The organism is Streptomyces sp. NPDC026417, from assembly GCF_055567695.1.
Genome location: NZ_JBVHPY010000008.1, coordinates 144,581 through 164,950 on the forward strand (window position 1 = coordinate 144,581; position 20,370 = coordinate 164,950).

Sequence of the window (20,370 nt, forward strand, 5' to 3'; positions counted from 1 at the left end):
GCGGGATGATTCAACGCTCGGTAAATGGATCGTAATGCCGAGTAAAGGGCAGGTGCGGGCAATACCGGCAAATAGGTCAATAAATCACTCACCCGAGTGAATGTGGATTTTCATCGGCTTGTCATACAAACCTCTTCCGAGGTCCGTGCGACCTTGACGGCGCTGACGGCATGTCCCTGCACATCACCCGGAACGCCTGAGCAGCGTTGCCCTGACTGAAGGAAGAAGGTGGGCGGAAGATGGCCGCCACCCAGAGGATCGCCGCGGGCGTCGCACTCGCCGCGGCCTGCGCCACGGCACTCGCCGGCTGTGCCACCGGCACCACCGGTTCCGATGAGGGCGCGCCCGGCGCGAAGAAGCCCGCAGCGGTCCAGGCGCCCAAGAGCGCGGTACGCCTGATCGGCGACGGCTCGACCGCGTACACCGGAGCCCAGCCGCATCTGCCCCGGCCCGAGCGGCTGAAGCCCGGCCAGAAGCCCCCGCAGTTCGTGGTCTTCTCCTGGGACGGCGCGGGTGAGGACGGCCAGAAGCTGTTCTCCCACTTCCGCAAGGTCGCCAAGGACAACAACGCGACGATGACGTACTTCCTCAGCGGCGTGTACATGCTGCCGAAGGACAAGGCCGACCTGTACAAGCCGCCGCAGCATTCCCCCGGGCGCTCCGACATCGGCTTCAACGACACGGAGGGCATCGAGGAGACCGTGAAGCAGCTGCGCCTGGCGTGGCTGGAGGGCAACGAGGTCGGGACCCACTTCAACGGCCACTTCTGCGGGAGCGGGGGCGGGGTCGGAGAGTGGTCGGTCAAGGAGTGGAAGAGCGAGATCGCCCAGGCGAAGTCGTTCGTGAAGTCGTGGAAGACCAACACCGGTCTGACCAAGGCGTCCCCGCTGCCCTTCGACTACGACCGGGAGCTCATCGGCGCCCGCACCCCCTGTCTGGAGGGGCAGAAGAACTTCATGCGGGCCGCCCGCCAGCTGGGTTTCCGCTACGACACCAGCGGCGTCAACGACCAGGTGTGGCCCAAGAAGAAGGAGGGGCTGTGGGACTTGTCCATGCAGCTCGTCCCGGTCCCGGGCCGCGGCTTCGAGACGCTCACCATGGACTACAACTTCATGGTGAACCAGTCGGGCACCACGACCCAGGGCGACCCCGCCAAGCAGCAGTACTGGGGCGACCAGATGCGTGACGGCCTGCTCCAGGGATTCGAGCGCGCCTACGCCGGCAACCGCGCGCCGCTGGTCATCGGCAACCACTTCGAGTCCTGGAACGGCGGCACCTACATGCGTGCCCTGGACGAGGTCATCGAGCGGGTGTGCACCAAGTCCGAGGTGCGCTGTGTCAGCTTCCGGCAGCTCGCCGACTGGCTCGACGCCCAGGACCCGGCAACCCTGGAGAAGCTGCGCGGCCTCAAGATCGGCGAGGCCCCGAAGGAGGGCTGGGCGTCCTATCTCTCCGGCCACCCGGCCCCGGCACCCAAGGGAGTCCCCGGGGCCCCTGCGGTCCGGCCGTAGCGGCTACACGGTGGCGTCGACGGCGGCCGGTGACACGGCTGCCGTCGCCTCCTCGCCCAGGACGAACCCCGGGTCGACCTGGGCCGCCAGGTCCGTACCGGTCTTCGCGTTGCCCCACGACCCGGCGTTCTTCAGATGGAAGTGGACCATCTGGCGGGTGTAGCGCTCCCGGTCGCGCAGCTCGTACGTCGCGTCGGCGGCCGTTCGCAGCGTGCGCAGGGACCGCTGGTTGGCGTCCTCCAGGAGCTCGAACCGGGGCGGGCGCCCCTTCTCCATGGCACGCACCCAGTCGGAGTGCCCGACCGTGACCAGGAGGTCGTCGCCGACCTCGGCACGCAGGAAGTCGATGTCGTCCCGGCCCTGCACCTTGTTGCCGACGACCTTGAGGGTGATGCCGAAGTCGCGGGCGTACTCCTTGTACTGGCGGTAGACGGAGACCCCCTTCCGCGTCGGCTCGGCGACGAGGAACGTCATGTCGAAGCGGGTGAACATGCCGGAGGCGAAGGAGTCCGAACCCGCCGTCATGTCGACCACCACGTACTCCCCGGGGCCGTCGACCAGGTGGTTCAGGCAGAGCTCCACCGCTCCCGTCTTGGAGTGGTAGCACGCGACCCCGAGGTCGGCCTCGGTGAAGGGTCCCGTGACCATCAAACGGACCGTGCCGCCGTCGAGTTCCACCGGCCGCGCGCAGACGTCGTACACCGGGTTCTCCTCGCGCACCCGCAGCAGCCGTGAGCCCGCGCCGGGCGGAGTCGTCTTGATCATCGCCTCGGCGGACCCGATCCGCGGGTTCGAGCCGCGCAGGTAGTCCTTGATGAGGGGCAGATGCGCCCCCATCGCAGGCAGCGTCGCCGCCTCGTCCTCGTCGAGCCCCAGCGCGGCTCCGAGGTGCTGGTTGATGTCGGCGTCCACCGCGACGACGGGCGCGCCGGCGGCCGCCAGGTGGCGGACGAAAAGGGAGGACAGGGTGGTCTTGCCGCTGCCGCCCTTCCCAACGAAAGCAATTTTCATGTTCAGGAACATAGTGCGGAGGGGGTGCCCACGCGCGTGAGGACGTGAAGAAGACCACTCCTTCGTGGGGAGGACGTCCGGGGTGCGTAGGGTCGTACTCATGAGTACGACAGGAGCGACCGCAGATCCGCTCGCGGCCCTCGGCTCGCTTCCGGGCGTGGCCGAGTCCGTGGAGTCCGTGCGCAAGGCGGTGGACCGGGTCTACGGGCACCGGATCATGCGCCGCCGCAGCACCGAGATCACCTCCGAGGCCGCGCTGCGCGCCGCGCGCGGCTCGGCCGCGTTGTCCGGCGCGGACTGGGCCCTCGAAGAGGTGCGCCGGCGTACGGACTTCAGCGGGGACGACGAGGCCCGCACGGTCGGCGCGGCCCTGCGGCTGACCGCCGAGGCGGGCCAGCTTCTCTCCATCTGGCGGCAGTCGCCCCTCCGGGTGCTGGCCCGGCTGCACCTGGTGGCCGCCGCCGACGCCGCGGACGAGGTGGGACGGCCCCGCAAGGACGGCGAGCCGGTCGACGAACCGCTCGTCGAGCTGCCCCTGCCGGACGCGAACGAGGTCGCCGGACGCCTCGAAGGCCTCTCCCGGCTGATCATCGCCGGAGGCTCGGCACCGGCCCTGGTGACCTCGGCGGTCGTGCACGGCGAGCTGCTCGCCCTGCGGCCCTTCGGTTCGCACAACGGCCTGGTGGCACGCGCCGCCGAACGGATCGTGCTGATCAACAGCGGCCTGGACCCGAAGTCGGTGTGTCCGGCGGAGGTGGGTCACGGCGAGCTCGGCCGGGCCGCCTACGTGGCGGCACTCGACGGCTACGCCTCCGGCACCCCGGAGGGCATGGCGGCGTGGATCGCCCACTGCGGCAGGGCGGTCGAGCTGGGCGCCCGGGAGTCCACGGCGGTGTGCGAGGCGCTGCAGCGCGGCGCGGCGTAGAGCACGAAAAAGCCCTCCCTCAGGAGAGCGGAAAAGGCGCTGAACAGGGTTGCGGCGGTACGAGTTCTCGTACCGCCGCTGGCATGTCCACCGGGTTACCAAGCGTCCTCGTAGTGTTGCCCATCAGGTCGGGAACTGTGGCCCGTCACCTGGTGCGGCTGGCCCGTAATCGACGGGTCGACGTCGCGTGGGTGCCTGGTGTCCATGCTCGGTCCGTGGGGCCTTGATTGCGTTTGAAGGTGATCCTCTCGGATGTCCTTGGTCTCGCGGGCCGTTAACCCCTTTGTACTCCAGGTCCGGAGGAAGCGGAACCCCTCGCCGTACTTCTTTACTATTGGCGTCAAAAGGGTGCGAATGGGACCGCGGTGCGGAGGGGCCTGATTCGCTGCTCGCTGCCGGGCCTCACCCGGCCGGGGCCCGGCGCCTGCTCGCGTACCAGACGAGCCCCGCAGTGGCCGCTGCCGCCCCGAGTGCCGCGACGGCGACAAGGGCGGGACGGGGTGGAACCGACAGCGCGGGGAGCCGCTGCTTGAGCCGGACCGGCCGGTGGAAGTCGAGGATCGGCCACCCCCGGGCGAGCGCCTCCCGGCGCAGCGCGCGGTCCGGGTTGACCGCATGGGGATGACCGACGGAGCCGAGCATGGGCAGGTCCGTCGCCGAGTCGCTGTAGGCGTAGCACCGCTCCAGGTCGTACCCCTCCGACGCGGCCAGCTCCCTGACCGCCTCGGCCTTGGTGGGGCCGTACGCGTAGTACTCCACCTCGCCGGTGAAGCAGCCGTCGTCGCCCACCACCATGCGGGTCGCCACCACGCGGTCCGCGCCGAGCAGCTCGCCGATCGGTTCGACCACCTCCGCCCCGGAGGTGGAGACGATCACGACGTCGCGTCCCGCGGTGTGGTGCTCCTCGATGAGGGAGGCGGCCTCGTCGTAGATGATCGGGTCGATCAGGCTGTGCAGCGTCTCGGCGACGATCTCCTTCACCTGCTGGACGTTCCAGCCGCGGCACATGGCGGACAGATACTTCCGCATCCGCTCCATCTGGTCGTGATCGGCGCCGCCCGCCAGGAACACGAACTGCGCATATGCGGTGCGCAGCGCGGCCCTTCGGTTGATCAGGCCGCCTTGGTAGAACGACTTGCTGAACGTGAGGGTGCTCGACTTCGCAATGACCGTCTTGTCCAGGTCAAAGAAGGCCGCTGTACGGGGCAAGGAGTGGTTTTCCACGAGCTGAGCATAGGCGCCCACCATTCGGCGTAGTGTGGGGCGTGTGGGTTTGCCTGAGGGGGCTCTCGGGTACACCATGGAAGTCACGGATCGTTCGCGACCGTGCTAACCCGGCCCGACTCCTCCCCCCCCGAGTCGGCCGTGGGGACGACCCCCGCTCTCCCCCCCGGCGGGGGTCGTCGCATGTCCGGGTGGGTTTTCCCCTTTACGTTCGCAGTCTGTCCGCACCCCCTGACCATCCTCGGGGGTGCCGTCGTGCGCCCATGATTCGTGACTGTGCGTAGTTGTATCGCTGCTCTGTGGAAGTCGTACAACGGTCACCGGTTTGGGTGAAGGCGATATTCACAGCCATCGAGTTGTCCACAGTTACCGACCAAGATCCACACGATTTCCGTGTTCGTTGCACCGTGATTCCAGCGCGTCCGCTCGTGGCGAGTTCATGGCCGGTTCCGTTTGCCGGATGCGTTTGGCCGGTTCGTATCGGCCGTTCATATGGAGGCCGCTTGCCGGTCCTTCACGGGAGTGGGAATCGCGGGGTCGCTCAGCGCCCCGCCGAGGCAGCAGCGAAGGGGGCTGGAGATCGTGGCCGGAGCCATCACACACGGCCGGCCGCCCACCGCCGAAGGGCGGCAGGGCGGACCGTTGATCGTCACGGAGGACGTCGAACTGCTGGACGACCTGCTGCGCCTGTGCGCGGCGGCGGGCGCCAGGCCGGAGGTCCATCCCGGGGTGCCGGAGCGCGGCGGCGGATGGGAGGCGGCACCGCTCGTCCTCGTCGGGGACGATGCCGCCGCCCGGGTGCGCGGGGCCACCCGCAGAAGGGGCGTGGTGCTCGTCGGGCGGGATCAGGACGATTCCGGGGTCTGGCAGCGGGCCGTCGAGATCGGCGCCGACCATGTCCTGATGCTGCCCGACGGGGAGCGGTGGCTGGTGGACCGCATCGCCGACGTGGCCGAGGGCGTCGGCAGGCCCGCGCTCACCGTCGGCGTGATCGGCGGCCGGGGCGGTGCAGGGGCCTCCACTCTGGCGTGTGCCCTCGCGGTCACGTCGGCGCGGCAGGGCCGGCGCACCCTGCTCGTGGACGCCGACCCCCTGGGCGGCGGACTCGACGTACTCCTCGGCGGCGAGACCGCCGAAGGTCTGCGCTGGCCTGCCTTCGCCGCCTCGCGCGGCCGGGTCGGCGGCGGCGCACTGGAGGAGTCGCTGCCCGAGCTGCACGCGCTGCGGGTCCTGAGCTGGGACCGCGGAGACGCGGTGGCCATCCCGCCCCCGGCCGTCCGGGCCGTCCTCGCCGCGGCCAGGCGGCGCGGCGGCGCGGTCGTCGTCGACCTGCCCCGGCGGATCGACGAGGGCGCGGCGGAGGCACTGGCCCAACTCGACCTCGGGGTCCTGGTCGTCCCGGCCGAACTGCGCGCCGTCGCGTCCGCCGGCCGGGTCGCCTCGGCCGTCGGCATGGTCCTGCGCGACCTGCGTGTGGCGGTCCGCGGTCCGTACGGACTGGGTCTTGACGACCGCGAGGTGGCCCGGCTGCTCGGACTGCCCCTGATCGGTGAGGTGCCGGCCGAGACCCCGCGCCCGGACGGCGGCGTGCCGCCCGGCGGAGCGGCCCGGAGCCCCCTCGCCCGCTTCTGCACCGCCTTCTGGGAGCGCATGCCGGCCGAAGGAGGGGGCGTATGACCGGGCGCCTGGAGCCGGGTCGGGGCGTAGCCACCGGGCGCCACACGCGCGCGGAAACCGGTGGAGGACGCCGGACCAGGAGGGAGACCGGAGCGGTGGGCGGAGTCCGGGGCGATTCCGCTTCGGGGTCGGGCGGCACCGCCGGTCCGGCCGCCTGGGCGGTGCCGGGCACGCCGACGAGGCCGGGCATGCGGGCGGGACTCGACGCGCCTGGAGGCGCAGGCGCGTGTTCCGGGCTGCTGGACGGCGTCCGGCAGTGGCTCGCCGAGAGCGGGGCCGAGCCGACGCCCGCTCGTGTGGCACAGGCGCTCCGCGCCCAGGGGCGGGTGCTCGGGGACGCCGAAGTGCTCGGTGCCGCCGATGCGTTGCGGTCCGAGTTGATCGGCAGCGGCCCGCTCGACCCGCTGCTCGCCGATCCGTCGGTGACCGACGTCCTGGTCTCGGCGCCGGACCGGGTGTGGGTGGACCGGGGCGGCGGCCTGGAGCTGACGGCCGTCTCCTTCCCGGACGCGGCGGCCGTACGGCGCCTCGCGCAGCGTCTGGCGGCCGTGGCCGGAAGGCGGCTCGACGACGCCCGTCCCTGGGTGGACGCCCGGTTGCCGGACGGCACCCGCCTGCACGCGGTCCTGCCACCGGTGGCGGTCGGCTCCACCTGCCTCTCGCTCCGGGTCGTCCGTCCGCGGGCCTTCACACTCGACGAGTTGGTGACCGCGGGCACGGTCCCGCCCGGTGGGGACCGGGTGCTCCGGGCGCTGCTGGACGCACGGCTCTCCTTCCTGATCAGCGGCGGCACCGGGACGGGCAAGACGACCCTGCTGAGCGCGCTGTTGGGGTTGGTCGGCCCCGGTGAGCGGATCGTGCTCGCCGAGGACTCGGCCGAACTGCGCCCCGACCATCCGCACGTGGTCCGCCTCGAAGGCCGGCCGGCGAACCAGGAAGGTGTCGGCCAGGTCGAGTTGCGGGATCTGGTGCGGCAGGCGCTGCGCATGAGACCGGACCGGCTGGTCGTCGGCGAGGTGCGGGGACCCGAAGTCGTGGCGCTGCTGGCCGCGTTGAACACGGGGCACGAGGGCGGCTGCTGTCGGATGGCTCTGAAGATTTCAGTAGCGCAAGATTCATTTCAGTGGAGATTTCAGTAGCGCACAAAAGATTTCAGTGCGCTCACCCAGGGTGATTGTGGTCCATCGGGCGTGGACGTGAAGGTAAGACCCGGTAATGGGGATACCGCTCGGCGCTGTGATCATGGTGGGGAGCCGGTTGAGCTGCGCAGCGGCAGCGTTCGCCGATAAGACGACCGTGGTTCGCCTGACAGGCCAGCTCCGGGGCCTAGGAGGTTGTCAACGATCGACGCTCGCCAAGGTCAGTTCACGTTGCCGGGTTGCCCCATCGCCTGCGCGGTGACCGTTGCCAGGACCTTGGCTCCGGGGTAGCGCTCTTCCAGTTCCTTGACTAGAGACTGCACCCGGAGGGGTGTCTCACCAGGGCTGACTCCGCACAGCAGTGGAAGGGATGGCGGTTCCTCGCCGCTCGACCATTGCCCCTCGACGACCAGGTCTGGACCGATCATTCGCCACCCTTGCTCGTGAGCCTCCTGGGCCTGCCGTGCGGGCGGCGGCGTCCGTGTCACTCGCAAGGTCAGTGTGTGCCCGACGTATGGTCCCTCCCGGACCGGCTCCGGCAGCGCTGGCTGGGCGCGGCGGGGCTCAAGTGGGTGCCCTCGGCCGATAGGCCACAATCGCGGCGCATGCCGTTCGGAGTCGTAGGCCGACAGGTACGGTCGGCCTGTTACCGGGTTAACCGTCTTGCGGGCCTGTTCGATCCACCGCTCCAACTTGCGGGAGTACTGCGCACGTTCACCGGGCGCTTCTGTGACGGGGAGCCCGTAGACCTCGGAGATAGCGCGCTTGGGAGAGAGCCCAAGGTGCAGCGCGTACCCGTACAGGGTTGCGATGGTCTCGGCGCGCAGCCGCACCCCGTTCTTCTTCTTCCCGTGGGGCGAGGGAAGTCCCAGTGAGACAAGCCAGATCGAGCTGCGGGGCGCCTCATAGGACGCCTCGGCAGCCTTCTTGATCCGCTGAACCAGCTCAGGGTCGTCGCATGGCCGCCGGGCGTTGCGCCTGGTGCGCGGTGGAGGGATGTCCCGAACCTCCCCGGCGCTCCAGGTCCGCCAGCTGATATCGACCTCGATTACCCACCCCGGCCACCCGCAGAGGTCTCGCAGGACGAGGCCTTGGTTGGTCAATGCTCCCGACGCCACGTGTCCACTATCGCAAGTGTCCGGTGTCCGATGGCCTTCCGTCGTCCTGCAGAAGACCCCCGATTTTGTCGGCCAGGATCTGCCGGTGATGGTCGCGAGCCTTAGCGCAGGGCTCCTGGCACTTCCGGCCAGGTGCTTACGAGCAGAGCCTGCTCGCTCCCCGCCTGGACAGCGCTGTGAGCAGGCACGAGCCGAGAGGTGCAGGGATGGATACCTGGCACGTCGACCTAGACCTCGTTGTCTTGCTCCTGGTCGGTCTGCTGACCGCTTACGCGGCCTACAAGTGGAAGGATCTGGCAACTCCCCTCACCGTGGGGGCCGTCGTCGTGACACTTCTCGTGCTCCTCCTGCACGGTCAGGACGGAGGAAGCTCCGAGCGGCGGGTACCGCCGACCTCATGCGCGTATGAGAACGAGCGCTGCCCAGGAGGTGGAGGGAGGGACGCCACGACGCTGATCAGCACTCAAGGTCCTGTCCGCGAGTGACTTCGTGGACGAAACCGGGGCGGGCTGGTTAGGCCGTGTTCCGAAGACCGCCGCCCTTCACGATGATCTTCGTGTGGGGCGGGGAGATCTGCCAGATGATCACGGCAGCTCTCTGGCCGCCATACCGTGGAGAGGCTCATCGCGGGCGGTCGGCTGGAGGTCCCTCTTGGTCCGCAGCTCTGAGCCTGGCCAGGTCGGAGTTGTCGCCATGTCAGCGCGACCGGTCCGCCGCTTATGTACGCGGTCTTTACCCGAAACGCATATGCACTCACCATCGGTGACCAGGGTCTGGTCAGTCGGGCTGCCGACTGCCCCGGGGGACAACGCGTGTAGGGGGTCGGAATGGGCGTCTTGTGGAAGCTGGAACCAGCTACCGAGGCGAAGCACCGGTTGTACAAGCAGTACCTGGATGCCTGGTGGCCGATCCTTCTGCAGACTTCCGCCCGCACCGGATACTCCCGTCCTCGCGTCACGCTGTTGGACGCCTTCGCCGGCCCGGGCCGCTATCTGGGCGGGGAAGAGGGCTCGCCCGTCTTCATCCTGAGGAAGCTGCTGAATCACGCTGCGGTCGACCGCATGAACCTCAGTCGGCAGCGTGTGCGTCTGATCTTCATCGAGAAGGAGCGCCCGCGGTACGAGCACTTGTGTGCCGAGCTCGTCCGCTGTTTCGGGCCGCTGGAGAACCTGCCTGTACACGTCGAAGTGCACCATGGCGAGGCCGGACAGGACAGCGGCGAGTTGCTGACCAAACTGGACGCCTGGGGCCACCCCATCCTGGGGATCTTCGACAGCTGGGGCAACATCAACGTGCCGTTGTCCCTCATGGCCCGCATCGCCCATAACCCCTCCAGCGAGGTCATCACCACCTTCGGTCCCAACTGGTTCAGCCGCGAGCAGGGACGGCAGATGGCCAGTGAGGACTTCAACCCCGAGATCCTTGACAGGGTCTTCGGCGGCCGCAAGTTCTGGTCTCCCGCTGATGCAGAGCTCCGGTCTGACGAGCGGTGGCGTGTGTGGCTGTCCACTTACCGTGACGCCCTGCGCCGGGCCGGGTTCCGCTCCCAGTTGCAGTTCCGGCTCCTGCCCCGCACCGGCCAGCCCCTGTACCTCGTCTTCGGCACCGGCCACCCCAAGGGCCTGGAGGCGATGAAAGAGGCCATGTGGAAGGTCGACGTCAGCGACGGCATGAGCTTCAAGGACCCTCGTACCCGCGACGGGGTCCTCCCCGGTCAGTCCACGCTGTTCGCCGGCGCCGACGTGGTCGACCCCGAATTGCTGGAACTGGTCCACCAACGCCTGTCCCAGGGAGTCGCGACGGTGGAGGATATCGGTCAGTGGCTACTGACCGAGACCTCCCGCTGGCTGCCCAAGCATGCGCTCGCCGCTGTCCAGGAACTGCGTAACGATGGCGTCGCCACGGTGCTGAGCACCGGCAAACTCACCCGCAAAAGCCGGGTCAGCCTGAACTGACCGCCGCGGTCAGCGGAAGCTGGTCCCACTGCCGTCCCTCCAGCAGACGGCCCCCCGCCTTCGGGGTCCGGCCGCCCCACTGCTTGAAAAAGAATGACACACCGGCCTCCTGGCAGATGTCTCGGATACCGGTCACCCACTCCGCCTCCAACGACCTGAAGCGTGGCCCGGACTCCCCGCCGACGATCACCCAGTCGATGCCGGAAACGTCCAGGCCCTCCAACGGCCCCAACAACGGCTCGCACGACAGGAACCGCACAGCAGCTGGCACCTGGCGCAAGTCGTCGACCCGGGCGAGTTCCTTCTCGCTCTCCACCGACACCCCCATCCACAGGTTCGCCGGCCACTCAAGCCGGCCGGCGACCTGCCGCAGCCGCCGCGCCCGCTTGGTCAGCACCTGATAGGTGTGCTGCGGCGTGTCGCTGATCACCTCAAAAACCTGACGGACGAAGTCCAGTGGCACGCGAGCATGGAACAGATCCGACATCGAGTTGACGAACACCGTCCGCGGACTCTTCCAGCCGTAAGGGACCTGGAGAGCATCCGGATGCACGGTCAGGCCGAACCCCGGCCCAGAGGTCCGTGGATCGCCATCCTTCTGGTACTTCGCCGACCCCATCGCCTTCAGGCGCTTTGCCAGCGTGAGCGCGTAGCAGTTGTCGCAGCCAGCCGACACGCGATCGCACCCAGTGGTCGGGTTCCAAGTCGCCTCGGTCCACTCGATGGTGCTGCGGTCACTCACCGGTTTCCTCCTGCCATGCGCGTTTTCACACCCGTCACCAGGGACAAGCGCGGCGTGCTGCCCAACGATGCCCGCATCCCGGGAGTACCGGGGCCTGTTGCTCGGTATTGCGGCAGTTGCCGACCGTTCTCCTCGCCTCGATTTTCGAACTTTCGTTCTAAATCTAGTGGTCGGGGGCCACGCGGTCGACAGGGAGGCCGCCCTGGGCTCTGTGGATCCCCGTTCTCTCGGTCGGCCTGTCCACCCTCACCTCGCCTGGCGCATCTGGTTCGGCCAGCTCCAACAGCCCTACGTCGGCGGGCCATAGCGTCCCGCGCCGGCTGCCTGCCTCCACCGCCGGCATACCGCACTGTCAGGACACAACGGGTGCGTCGCGGGGCATTCGCCCGCGGCCCCTGGCCGAGTTGCTGCGTGGGAGGGGGCCTGAAGTCTCGCGCAGCACGGTTATCCACAGGCTGGCGCGTAACTGGCGGCAGGCCCGTACGGTGTGGGCTTCGCTGATCACAAGCACGGGGGTGCGTTGTGCCGTACGAGGTTGACCTGGCCATCCGGGCGGAGGATGCGCTGGATGAACTGCCTCCGGAGGGACGGCAGGAGGTCATGGAGACGATTGCCGCGGCGCTGGTGCGGCCACGCGCGTGGCCCAAGCCCGGCGGGTGGCATGCGGCGGTGGTGTTCGGGCCGCGCTCGTGGGTGTCGTTCACCGCGTTCCTCGGTGGCATCGAGGTGATCGACGTGGGCTGGGTGGGCTGACGCAGTCCGGTGCCCTCGTAAGGAGCGCGGCCGCGCAGGCCAGCACGTCCTGCGGAGTGTGCTGGGCGAGCAAGCCGTGCAACTGCGACTCAAGACGGTGCTGCCTCTCGCGTCGCTCGCGCGCGAGGCCGGCTGTGATCCGCTCGCTCAGGACGTTCCGAGGGCGTCGGCCGCTCGCGGTCGCCTCCCGGCGGATCGCGGCATCGACGTCCCGGCTGAGGGCGACATTGAGCAGGACACGGCCATCGCGATCGGGGTAGTGCGTGGTCAGCACGTCGATCGGCAGAACGTCGTCCAGCCGGCGCCGCAGCCGGTGCAGCGCGCGGCCCGGACTCGTGCTGCTGTGCACCGTCATAAGCCGCATGCGATCGGCGTTCGCGGCGAACAACACCCTGCGACGGGCCCGGTCGAGCTCCCGGGTAGTAGCGGGTCTGGTCAGGGAGATCTCGACGGCATACTGGCGCATCGTCACGAGTGGGCCTGCCGTCGTGCGGGACTGCCAGGACCTTGACGGCGCCGGTATGCGGGCAGGCGGGTGTGGATGTGTTCGTGGTGGCGAAGCGGGTCGAAGGGCTCCCAGTCCGCCACGGCGAGATCACCGGCAGTAGGGCTGGCGTCATGCTGAAGACACCGCTGACTGCGCCAGCGCAACTGCTCCTGGTACGGCAGCGCGGACAGGCTGTAGACGGCCATGACCTCCGACGGCAGTGCCAGTTGACCGCGCTGCACGCTCACGGGCACCAGACTCCACGCGCCACGCAGAGCACCAGGGCCGAGGACCTTGGCGCTGCAGCGCACGCGCCGCCGGGTCTGGGTGACGCACTGGATCTCCTCGACCGGGCAGGACGCCAGGTAGCGGAGGTACAGCAGCTGCACCACAGGCCTGGCCGGGCGGCAGACCTCCTCACCCGGTCGCTGGCCGTTCGGTGGCGGGGCCGCGGACGGGACGAAGACCCCCGCATCCAGCAGCCTGCGCGTGCGCAGCGCAAGAGAACGCCGCAGCCCGGATAGCTGCGGTGCCTCCGGCGGCGCCGGACGAGCGGGACACAGCACGGCATGCGGCAGGCGGCACCAGTTGCTCCCGTCGCCAGAGGGATGAGCGACACCAGAGCTGACGTGCCACTGGCAGGGCTCCGGCACCCGGTTGGCGGGCATCTCGTGCGGATGCAGCCGCACTCGGCGCTCGTTGCTACGCACGTACCACTCGATCGGATTGCCGCACTCGCGGCAGGACGCGGTCTGGCCGCAGCGCAGCAGCCGGCTGACGCCCTCCGGGTCGACCCGCAAGGACCTGCGCAAAGGGGCGCTCGCGCGGCTGCCGTCCCAGCGCCACGCAGAAGGATGAGGCGAAGAGCACATGCGGGCGAAGCTGTCAGCCAACACGCCGCGCCGACAGCACCTGGCCCGCCGGCTCCCCCGGACAGACCAAAGTGGGGCGACAGCAGTGCGAACTACTGATCACGTGTTCGATGCCGCGCTGCCGGTTCGGGTGATTCGCGCCAGCCCAGCCACCCCCTGATCAGCCGTCGGTGCCCATAGGCGGCTCATGGTCGTGGCAGAGGGCGGCGAAGAGCTCGTCGAACGGCGTGCCAAATGCATGGGCGAGGGCGTGCCACGTCTTGAGCGTGCCGACGGTGCGCCCCTGTTCGATCTCGATCACAGTGCGCCTGGCCAGGCCGCTGCGGGCCGCGAGCTCGTCGTAGCTCCACCCGCGGGCGGCCCGCAATCGCGCCAGCTCCAGCCGTAGCGCGTCGAGGTCCGGATCGGGCGGCAAGATCGTCACCAGACCATCCGACGGTGCAGACCCCTGCCCTGTCAGTGCAGACCTCTGCCCTATTTCTCTCGACAGTCCTGGCGGCGCGAGGGCAGAGGTCTGCACTACGGTGACGGCCGCCCGCCACACGCGAGGAGGGGCCGGTGCGGGATCGGGAAGGAGGGGCGCTTGTCCATGCGACTGCGCACAGCGAGTCCTGCGGCGCCGCGCGCCTGGACGGTGGAGCTGCGGTCCCAGTCCGGCCGATTGGTCCTGACGTGTCAGCAGTGCCCCTTGGCTGACAGGCCAGTCACCGCAGCCTCCGCTCGTTCGGCGGCACTGGCCCACCTCGCTCGGCACGCCCGCGGCGATCTGAGAGCGCCTCATCTGCGGACGTGCCACTGCCATGAGCGCGGCTGCCGCTGGCACCGCCGCCACCGCGGGTGCGACGGGCCCATCCGCCTGCTCCTGGCCTGCGAACGCGGCGGCCGTGTATGGCGCCTCGCCGATGCCTGCGGCGCCTGCGCCGCCGCAACAGCCCGGGCCGCCGTCGTCCCCAACACCTTGCTCGCCGGTCCCCTCCGCCCGCCTTCCGCGCGGCCGCGCCGCCCCCGGCCTACGAGGGGACCGAGCGAGCGCGTGCGAGTGGGCGAGATCCTCAGCTACCTCGCCGTGGCCCTGCCCGCGGACGTGACAGCCGAGGCAAGGCTTCTCGCCCTTCAGTGTGCACTGCGCATGAACACGTGGATGCGGATCGATCTCCCCGCGGGCATGCTGCGCAGCCTTGGCGTCGACGCGGCGGAAGCCTGCCGCGAGCTGAAGCAGGCGCGGTGGCTGAGCATGGTGGACGACCCCGGCACGGAAGGGATTGCCGCGCAGCTGCGCGATCCCGCGCTGCTGGCTCAGCCACCCGCCCGTCCCGACCGGCGGCAGGCTGCGGACTGGGCGCTGCGCAGAGGGAGCCCGGCACGGACGGGTGGGGCGGAGCCCCGCCAGCGGCTGCTGGGTATCTACCTCACGGCTCACAGCGATCCGTGCTCAGGAGAGGGAATGCGCGAATGCGACCAAGTCCTGCGTGACTGCGGTATGCCCGGTCCAGAACTAGCCGGCGAGATGGCCCGCCTGACGGACAGTGGCGTTCTGGAAGCCTGGCGGATCTGCCCCGACTCAGGCGACGCGCATTGGACTCTCGCACCAGGACAACGATGAGATCGAACCGAGGGCCTGGATTCCCCGCCCTGCCGTGAGGCGGGGCGGCCGGTCAGGCGGCATCGCGGATCGCGATTGGCGTGCTCACCGTCTCGACAGCCCCGAACTGCACCCGAGGCCCTGTCTTCATGTCCGCCCAGCGGCAAGATCACCCGATCGAACTGTGCCAGGAACTCATCCACCAAGATCGTCACGACAATGGTTTCTCAGATTCCAGGAGCTGCAGCGGACATCCCGATTCGGGTCAGACAGGCGACAGCCCGCCTGATCGGGTGAGGATGACAAGGCCAAGCCCCACAAGCAGCAGGGACATGGCGTCCTCAAAGTCGCTCTGCGTCGGCCAGTCAGCATCGGCCCTACGCATCTGCAGGTACTGGACCCTGGCTTCCTCCAGGACATCTTGATCGACCTCGCCAGCCTGAACTGCATTTCCTGCTTGGAGGACGACATCAAGGTGCATCAGGAGCGATTCGGGCTGCCCTGGGACTGGTCCACGCTTGAGTGACCGGAGCACGTCCCCGAATGCGCTCTTGTCTTCGAACTGAGGGGCGCACTTCGCAATGAGGTCTTCCCGGTTGTAGGTGCCCGCGTAGAAGGCTTCGGTAAAAGCCTTCAGGAGTTCGCGGCGGCTACGAGCGGTGCCGAGTCTCGGGTCGCACAGCGGATGCACGAACTGAGCAGCCCTAGTCTTCGCCCACGCTCGGCTACCGCGAGGGTCACCGACGTACGTGCGGAGAGCACGGAGGGCCTGTCGCGTGCTCACCACATCGTCATCACCGAGGAACAGCCAACACACAAGCACGAATTCAGCCAACGGCCGGACGGATGACGACTGCCTCCTGCGCAACAGGTCAAGGAAGAGCGTCCGTTGAGCACCGGTGTGCAGCGCCTTCTCTGAGCCGCGTTGTCCCGTCCGCCGGCGCTGGGGTTGAGCCAGCAGCCCCCTGGCCACCCAGTCATGGACGAGGCGCTTGGTCACTTGGTGACCTACCGCCGCAGCATCGGCGACCAGATCGTCGATCGTGCCCGGTTCGCTAATCACCTCTGGAAATTACATCGGATCCGAGCGGCTTACCCGTACTTCTCGAGAGCTCCAATTCGTAGGCTCAGCAATGAAATCAGGGACCTACCAGCGGCCTGAGCTTGCCGGCACCGCCGCGGGCAGGTCCCTGACCATGCGACACCACATTCAGGAGAGAACGATGAGTGCCGACCGTAACGACCCTAAGCCTGCCACCGAGCAATGCACCACTTCCCAGCCGCCGAAGAGGCAGTCTCGACGGTTGAGCCCCCTGCTCCGGCTCATCTTTCGAAACGCCGTCGGCGGGGCCGCCTCGGCAGCGGGGGCGGCGATCATCGGTTGGCTGATCTGGCTGATCTGGCTGATTCAGCGATGAGCCGTCCCGTCCGCTGGGACAACCGCCCCTGAGGAGCCGGTCCAAGTCAGAAGCCGTTGTCCTTGCGAGAGTCCACGGTCTCGACAACGAGCTGCACCAGAGGCTCTGTCTTCATTCCCGGTAAGTGGCAAGATCACCGACCGTTCTGTTCCAACGGTACGTCGCCGCCGCCCACCCTGAGCGCACCACCAGACTGCCCCGGTGAGACGTCGGCCATGATGAGGTCAGAGTCCTGTGGTCGCGGCCAGTTCCTCGTAGAAGCGCACGTCGTGGCCGGAGCGCTCGGCGAGCTGTGACATGTGGGAGGTCGTCACGCCGTCGACGGTAAACCTTCGGTTCGACTCGAAGGTCAAGGTGGGAACGATCTCTACGTCGGCGTTGCTCGCCCCGAGCGCACGGTGGATTGCCTACGTTTACAGGGGCGTAACTGAGATTCCGGGCGGGACGTCGCCCGAGGAAGGCGTGTCTGAACTGGAGGTCTCGTCAACCGTCCGGCGACATAATGTCGAGATCGTCTAGCGGTCGGGCTCAGCCCGACGCCATGGCGCATCAGGACGGGTCACATGCGCCTGGCTGGTGAGCCGGAGGGCGTAGACATAGCGGTCGTCATCCGTAACGGGGCCCAGGTACTCGTGGCCGGTCATGTGGCACCAGGCGGGCAGGTCGAGTGGTGCGGCCGGGTCGGTGGCGATGACGTGGACGACGATGCCCGGCTTCGCGCCGTCGATCTCTTTGCGCAGGCGGAGAAGGAGGGTGACGCAGAGCAGGCCGGTGCCGTCGACGGTGATGTCGGGCGCGGGGATGTCGGGGCTCGTCGCGGTCATCGGCGGTAGGCGGTGGCGGCGACGGCGGGCAGGAGGGCGAGGGAGAGGGCGCTGCCGGTGAGGGCGAGGGCGGGGTAGCTGGTGGCGGCGACCATGATGCCCGAGGTGATGCCGCCGGTGGCGCCGGCGAGGGCGATGGAGACGTCGACCAGTCCTTGTGTCTTGGCGCGGGTGGCGAGCGGGACGGTGTCGGTGATGATCGCGGTGCCGGAGACGAGGCCGAAGTTCCAGCCCAGGCCCAGCAGGGCGAGCGCGAGCGCGAGGAGGGCGACGGAGTCGCCGGGGGCTGCGGCGGCGAGGAGGCCGGCGGCCAGGAGCGTGATGCTGGAGGCTGCGGCGATCCTCATGCGGCCGTAGCGGTCGACGAGCCAGCCGGTCAGGGGTGAGGGCAGGTACATGGCGCCGATGTGGATGCCGATGACGAGGCCGGAGGCGGCGGTGGGGTGGCCGTGGTCGTGCATGTGGACTGGCGTCATCGTCATGATCGCGACCATGACGAGCTGGGTGAGGATCATGACCAGCGCGCCCAGGACTACGCCTCCGCGGCCCTCGCTGGTGTCGGCGTCATCGGCGGCGGCCGGGTTGGCTACAGCGTCGGCTTCCTTGGCCCGGGCGATGGTGCGGGCCAGGAGTAGCGGGTCGGGTCGCAGCCAGAGGGCGAGGACGATTGCGGCCAGGGCGTAGGCGGCGCCGGAGATGACGAAGAGTCCGGCGAGGTGGGGGATGCCGAGGTGTTCGGCGAGGGTGCCGGCGGGGGCGGCGAGGTTGGGTCCGGCGACGCCGCCGAGGGTGGTGGCGACCAGGACGGTGGAGACGGCGCGGGCGCGGTGGCCGGCCGGGGCGAGGTCGGCTCCGGCGTAGCGGGCCTGAAGGTTGGTGGCGGTACCCGCGCCGTAGACGAACAGCGCGATGAACAGCAGGACCGGGTTGTCCAGGACGGCGGCGGTGATGACGCCTGCGGAGCCGATCGCGCCGGTGAGGTAGCCGGTGGCGAGGCCGGGGCGGCGGCCTCTGGCCTGGGAGATGCGGCCCACGGTGACGGCCGCGAGCGCGGAACCGGCGGTGAACAGGGCGCTGGGCAGCCCGGCGAGGCTGGTGGAGCCGAGCATGTCCTGCGCCAGGAGGGCGCCGACGGTGACACCGGCAGCCAGTCCCGCGCCGCTGAGGACCTGGGAGGCGACCAGGACACGCAGGATGCGGCGCTGCGCTTGGGCGGCGTCGGGTATGGAGGCGGGGACGGTGGGTGCGGTGCTGGTCATGTCTCTTCCTGCGTGCGGCGGTTGGCAGTGGGTGCGTCAGGGGGTTGTGGTTGCTGGCGGTGTCCACTGCTGGTCGTGCCACGCGGGGTCGACGGGTGTGTGGGTGAGGTGGTTGGTGTAGTTGGACAGGGTCTTCATGCCGACGCCCAGGACGATGTCCAGGATCTGGCGGTGGGTGTGTCCGGCGGCGAGGAAGCCGGCGATGTCCTGCTCGTCGGCCCAGCCGCGCTTGTCGACGATGGCCTGGGTGAGGCGGCGTACGGCTTCCAGTGACGGGTCCTGCAACGTGGTGGCGTCGCGTAGGGCGTTGACGTCGTCCGGGGTGAGACCGGCGCGCAGGGCGAGGGTGGAGTGCGCGGCAACGCAGTGCGGGCAGGCGTTGGCGACGCTCGCGGTGAGCAGGACGACCTGCTGCGCGGGCTTCGGCAGGGAGGAAGCGGCGAACTGCTGGGCCAGGGCGGTGTAGCCGGCCAGGAGTTGCGGGGATTCGGCCATGACGGCGTTGAGGGTGGTGAGGAAACCCATGCGTTCGCGGGCCGCGGCGAGGTGCGGGAGGGCCTCGGCGGGTGCGGTGGCCTCGTCGTGGAGGGGGAAGTCGGTCACGGGGTGGACGCCTTTCGTGCAGAGGTCGTACGGGACGCCCACCGGGCCCTCGTACAGGTCCGGTGGGCGGAAGGAAGAGGGCTGTCAGTCGGTGTCGAGGGCCTGGGCGAGGTCGGCGATCAGGTCGTCGGCGTCTTCGAGGCCGACGGACAGGCGGACCATGCTGTCGGCGATGCCGCGCTTGGCGCGCTCGGCCGGGTCCAGGCCGTGGTGGGTGGTGGTGATGGGCTGGGTGACCAGGGACTCGACTCCGCCGAGGCTGGGCGCGATGGCGAACAGCCGCAGCCGGTCCACCACCGCGGCGGTCTGGTCGGCGTCCGCGTCCAGGACGGCGCTGAGCATGCCGCCCCCGCCGCGCATCTGCGCGTCCACGATGCGCTTCTGCTCGCCGGTGGCCAGTCCCGGGTAGTGAACGTGGGCCACGCGCGGGTGCGTCTGGAGGAACGCGGCGACGGCCGCGGCGGTGCCGTTCTGCGCACGGACCCGGACAGGCAGGGAACGGAGGGAGCGGGCGAGGAGGAAGGCGGTCTCGGGGGCGATGACCTGGCCGAGGTTCTTGCGCCACCCTGCCACCGGGGCGAGGTGTTCGGCGGGGCCGGTCAGGACGCCGGCGGTCAGGTCGGAGTGCCCGCCGAGGTACTTGGTCGCGGAGTGCACGACCAGGTCCGCGCCGTGCTGAAGGGGGTTCTGGTTGACGGGGGTGGCGAAGGTGTTGTCCACCACCGTCAGCGCGCCGATCGTGCGGGCCTGTTCGGAGATGGCGGCGATGTCGAAGACGGTCAGGGTGGGGTTGGCCGGGGTCTCGAAGAACACGATCCGGGTCCGGCCGGTCAGCACTTCGGGCAGCCGGTCGACCTCGTCGGCGCGCAGGAACGTGGTGGTGATGCCGACCTGCGGCAGGTTGTCGCCGAGCAGCTCGAAGGTGCCGCCGTAGACCTCGCCGATACACACGATGTGGTCCCCGGTGCGGCAGTGCGCGAGGAACGTCGCGGCTTCGGCCGCCATGCCGGAGGAGAACGCCAGGGCCTGCTCACCGCCTTCGAGGTCGGCGAGCTTGGCCTCGGTGGAGCGGATGGTGGGGTTGAGGCCGTAGCGGGTGTACAGGTTCCCGGACTTGCGGCCTTCGACGACGTCCAGGAGGTCGGCGGTGGAGTCGAACGCGAACGTGGAGTGGTTGTAGAGCGGGGTGTGGATGGCCCCTTCGGCGTCGCGGCGTTCGCCGGCGTGGACACTGCGGGTGGACAGTCCGTGCGCGGTGGTCTCGGTCATG

17 protein-coding genes and 1 pseudogene are annotated in these 20,370 nt (G+C 69.3%); 7 read left to right on the forward strand and 11 right to left on the reverse strand.

The window, feature by feature from the left end; genetic code table 11:
- The first annotated feature begins 239 nt into the window (after window positions 1-239).
- Window positions 240-1,511, forward strand: a complete 1,272-nt coding sequence (locus tag ACZ4NT_RS15350) for a polysaccharide deacetylase family protein (RefSeq protein ID WP_467725661.1) — start codon at window positions 240-242, stop codon at window positions 1,509-1,511.
- Window positions 1,512-1,514: 3 nt separating this feature from the next.
- Here ACZ4NT_RS15350 and ACZ4NT_RS15355 read toward each other — a convergent pair whose 3' ends face one another.
- On the reverse strand, window positions 1,515-2,522 hold the full coding sequence (locus ACZ4NT_RS15355) for an ATP-binding protein (RefSeq protein WP_467725663.1): 1,008 nt from the start codon (window positions 2,520-2,522) through the stop codon (window positions 1,515-1,517).
- Window positions 2,523-2,622: 100 nt separating this feature from the next.
- On the opposite strand from ACZ4NT_RS15355, the gene ACZ4NT_RS15360 reads away from it, so the two are divergent.
- Window positions 2,623-3,447, forward strand: a complete 825-nt coding sequence (locus tag ACZ4NT_RS15360) for an oxidoreductase (RefSeq protein WP_121405226.1) — start codon at window positions 2,623-2,625, stop codon at window positions 3,445-3,447.
- Between the two features lie 402 nt (window positions 3,448-3,849).
- On the opposite strand, the gene ACZ4NT_RS15365 is transcribed toward ACZ4NT_RS15360, so the two are convergent.
- Window positions 3,850-4,695 carry an HAD-IB family hydrolase gene (locus ACZ4NT_RS15365; protein ID WP_121405227.1) on the reverse strand — a complete coding sequence of 282 codons (846 nt, stop codon included), beginning with the start codon at window positions 4,693-4,695 and terminating at the stop codon, window positions 3,850-3,852.
- A 558-nt stretch (window positions 4,696-5,253) separates the two neighbouring features.
- Here ACZ4NT_RS15365 and ssd point away from each other — a divergent pair.
- Window positions 5,254-6,348, forward strand: a complete 1,095-nt coding sequence (gene ssd / locus ACZ4NT_RS15370) for a septum site-determining protein Ssd (protein ID WP_467725666.1) — start codon at window positions 5,254-5,256, stop codon at window positions 6,346-6,348.
- A gap of 188 nt (window positions 6,349-6,536) precedes the next feature.
- A pseudogene (locus ACZ4NT_RS15375) lies at window positions 6,537-7,427 on the forward strand (TadA family conjugal transfer-associated ATPase); the annotation flags it as partial.
- Between the two features lie 281 nt (window positions 7,428-7,708).
- Here the strand turns inward: ACZ4NT_RS15375 and ACZ4NT_RS15380 are convergent.
- Window positions 7,709-8,605 (reverse strand): hypothetical protein, encoded by an 897-nt coding sequence (locus tag ACZ4NT_RS15380; protein ID WP_467725667.1) that lies wholly within the window; start codon window positions 8,603-8,605, stop codon window positions 7,709-7,711.
- 827 nt (window positions 8,606-9,432) lie between these two features.
- Here ACZ4NT_RS15380 and ACZ4NT_RS15385 point away from each other — a divergent pair.
- Window positions 9,433-10,560, forward strand: a complete 1,128-nt coding sequence (locus ACZ4NT_RS15385; protein ID WP_467725669.1) for a three-Cys-motif partner protein TcmP — start codon at window positions 9,433-9,435, stop codon at window positions 10,558-10,560.
- On the opposite strand, the gene ACZ4NT_RS15390 is transcribed toward ACZ4NT_RS15385, so the two are convergent.
- A complete protein-coding gene (locus ACZ4NT_RS15390; RefSeq protein ID WP_467725671.1) occupies window positions 10,547-11,302 on the reverse strand; it encodes a DUF5131 family protein in 756 nt (251 codons plus the stop codon). The genes ACZ4NT_RS15385 and ACZ4NT_RS15390 overlap by 14 nt on opposite strands.
- A gap of 522 nt (window positions 11,303-11,824) precedes the next feature.
- On the opposite strand from ACZ4NT_RS15390, the gene ACZ4NT_RS15395 reads away from it, so the two are divergent.
- Window positions 11,825-12,055 (forward strand): hypothetical protein, encoded by a 231-nt coding sequence (locus ACZ4NT_RS15395; RefSeq protein WP_467725673.1) that lies wholly within the window; start codon window positions 11,825-11,827, stop codon window positions 12,053-12,055.
- A gap of 468 nt (window positions 12,056-12,523) precedes the next feature.
- Here ACZ4NT_RS15395 and ACZ4NT_RS15400 read toward each other — a convergent pair whose 3' ends face one another.
- Both ACZ4NT_RS15400 and ACZ4NT_RS15405 read right to left on the reverse strand, forming a co-directional pair.
- The gene (locus tag ACZ4NT_RS15400; RefSeq protein ID WP_467725675.1) at window positions 12,524-13,354 is read right to left on the reverse strand and encodes a DUF6083 domain-containing protein; all 831 of its coding nucleotides are present in this window, start codon (window positions 13,352-13,354) and stop codon (window positions 12,524-12,526) included.
- Window positions 13,355-13,574: 220 nt separating this feature from the next.
- Complete coding sequence (locus tag ACZ4NT_RS15405) at window positions 13,575-13,838, reverse strand: helix-turn-helix transcriptional regulator (protein WP_467725676.1); 264 nt, start codon at window positions 13,836-13,838, stop codon at window positions 13,575-13,577.
- 615 nt (window positions 13,839-14,453) lie between these two features.
- Between ACZ4NT_RS15405 and ACZ4NT_RS15410 the strand changes: the two genes are divergently transcribed.
- The gene (locus ACZ4NT_RS15410) at window positions 14,454-15,017 is read left to right on the forward strand and encodes a hypothetical protein (RefSeq protein WP_467725678.1); all 564 of its coding nucleotides are present in this window, start codon (window positions 14,454-14,456) and stop codon (window positions 15,015-15,017) included.
- Between the two features lie 244 nt (window positions 15,018-15,261).
- On the opposite strand, the gene ACZ4NT_RS15415 is transcribed toward ACZ4NT_RS15410, so the two are convergent.
- The 5 genes from ACZ4NT_RS15415 to ACZ4NT_RS15435 form a co-directional block, all read right to left on the reverse strand.
- A complete protein-coding gene (locus ACZ4NT_RS15415) occupies window positions 15,262-15,996 on the reverse strand; it encodes a hypothetical protein (protein WP_467725679.1) in 735 nt (244 codons plus the stop codon).
- A 933-nt stretch (window positions 15,997-16,929) separates the two neighbouring features.
- A complete protein-coding gene (locus tag ACZ4NT_RS15420) occupies window positions 16,930-17,238 on the reverse strand; it encodes a sulfurtransferase TusA family protein (protein ID WP_467725681.1) in 309 nt (102 codons plus the stop codon).
- Window positions 17,235-18,497, reverse strand: a complete 1,263-nt coding sequence (locus tag ACZ4NT_RS15425) for an MFS transporter (protein WP_467725683.1) — start codon at window positions 18,495-18,497, stop codon at window positions 17,235-17,237. Before ACZ4NT_RS15425 ends, ACZ4NT_RS15420 begins: the two co-directional genes overlap by 4 nt.
- A gap of 36 nt (window positions 18,498-18,533) precedes the next feature.
- A complete protein-coding gene (locus ACZ4NT_RS15430) occupies window positions 18,534-19,100 on the reverse strand; it encodes a carboxymuconolactone decarboxylase family protein (RefSeq protein WP_467725685.1) in 567 nt (188 codons plus the stop codon).
- A gap of 84 nt (window positions 19,101-19,184) precedes the next feature.
- Window positions 19,185-20,369, reverse strand: a complete 1,185-nt coding sequence (locus ACZ4NT_RS15435) for a trans-sulfuration enzyme family protein (protein WP_467725687.1) — start codon at window positions 20,367-20,369, stop codon at window positions 19,185-19,187.
- Window position 20,370 lies beyond the last annotated feature (1 nt).

Coding starts and splice junctions, on each gene's coding strand:
- ACZ4NT_RS15420 (WP_467725681.1), bottom strand. CDS start 17,238: ATGACCGCGACGAGCCCCGACATCCCCGCGCCCGACATCACCGTCGAC.
- ACZ4NT_RS15425 (WP_467725683.1), bottom strand. CDS start 18,497: ATGACCAGCACCGCACCCACCGTCCCCGCCTCCATACCCGACGCCGCC.
- ACZ4NT_RS15365 (WP_121405227.1), bottom strand. CDS start 4,695: ATGGTGGGCGCCTATGCTCAGCTCGTGGAAAACCACTCCTTGCCCCGT.
- ACZ4NT_RS15435 (WP_467725687.1), bottom strand. CDS start 20,369: ATGACCGAGACCACCGCGCACGGACTGTCCACCCGCAGTGTCCACGCC.
- ACZ4NT_RS15350 (WP_467725661.1), top strand. CDS start 240: ATGGCCGCCACCCAGAGGATCGCCGCGGGCGTCGCACTCGCCGCGGCC.
- ACZ4NT_RS15385 (WP_467725669.1), top strand. CDS start 9,433: ATGGGCGTCTTGTGGAAGCTGGAACCAGCTACCGAGGCGAAGCACCGG.
- ACZ4NT_RS15355 (WP_467725663.1), bottom strand. CDS start 2,522: ATGAAAATTGCTTTCGTTGGGAAGGGCGGCAGCGGCAAGACCACCCTG.
- ACZ4NT_RS15360 (WP_121405226.1), top strand. CDS start 2,623: ATGAGTACGACAGGAGCGACCGCAGATCCGCTCGCGGCCCTCGGCTCG.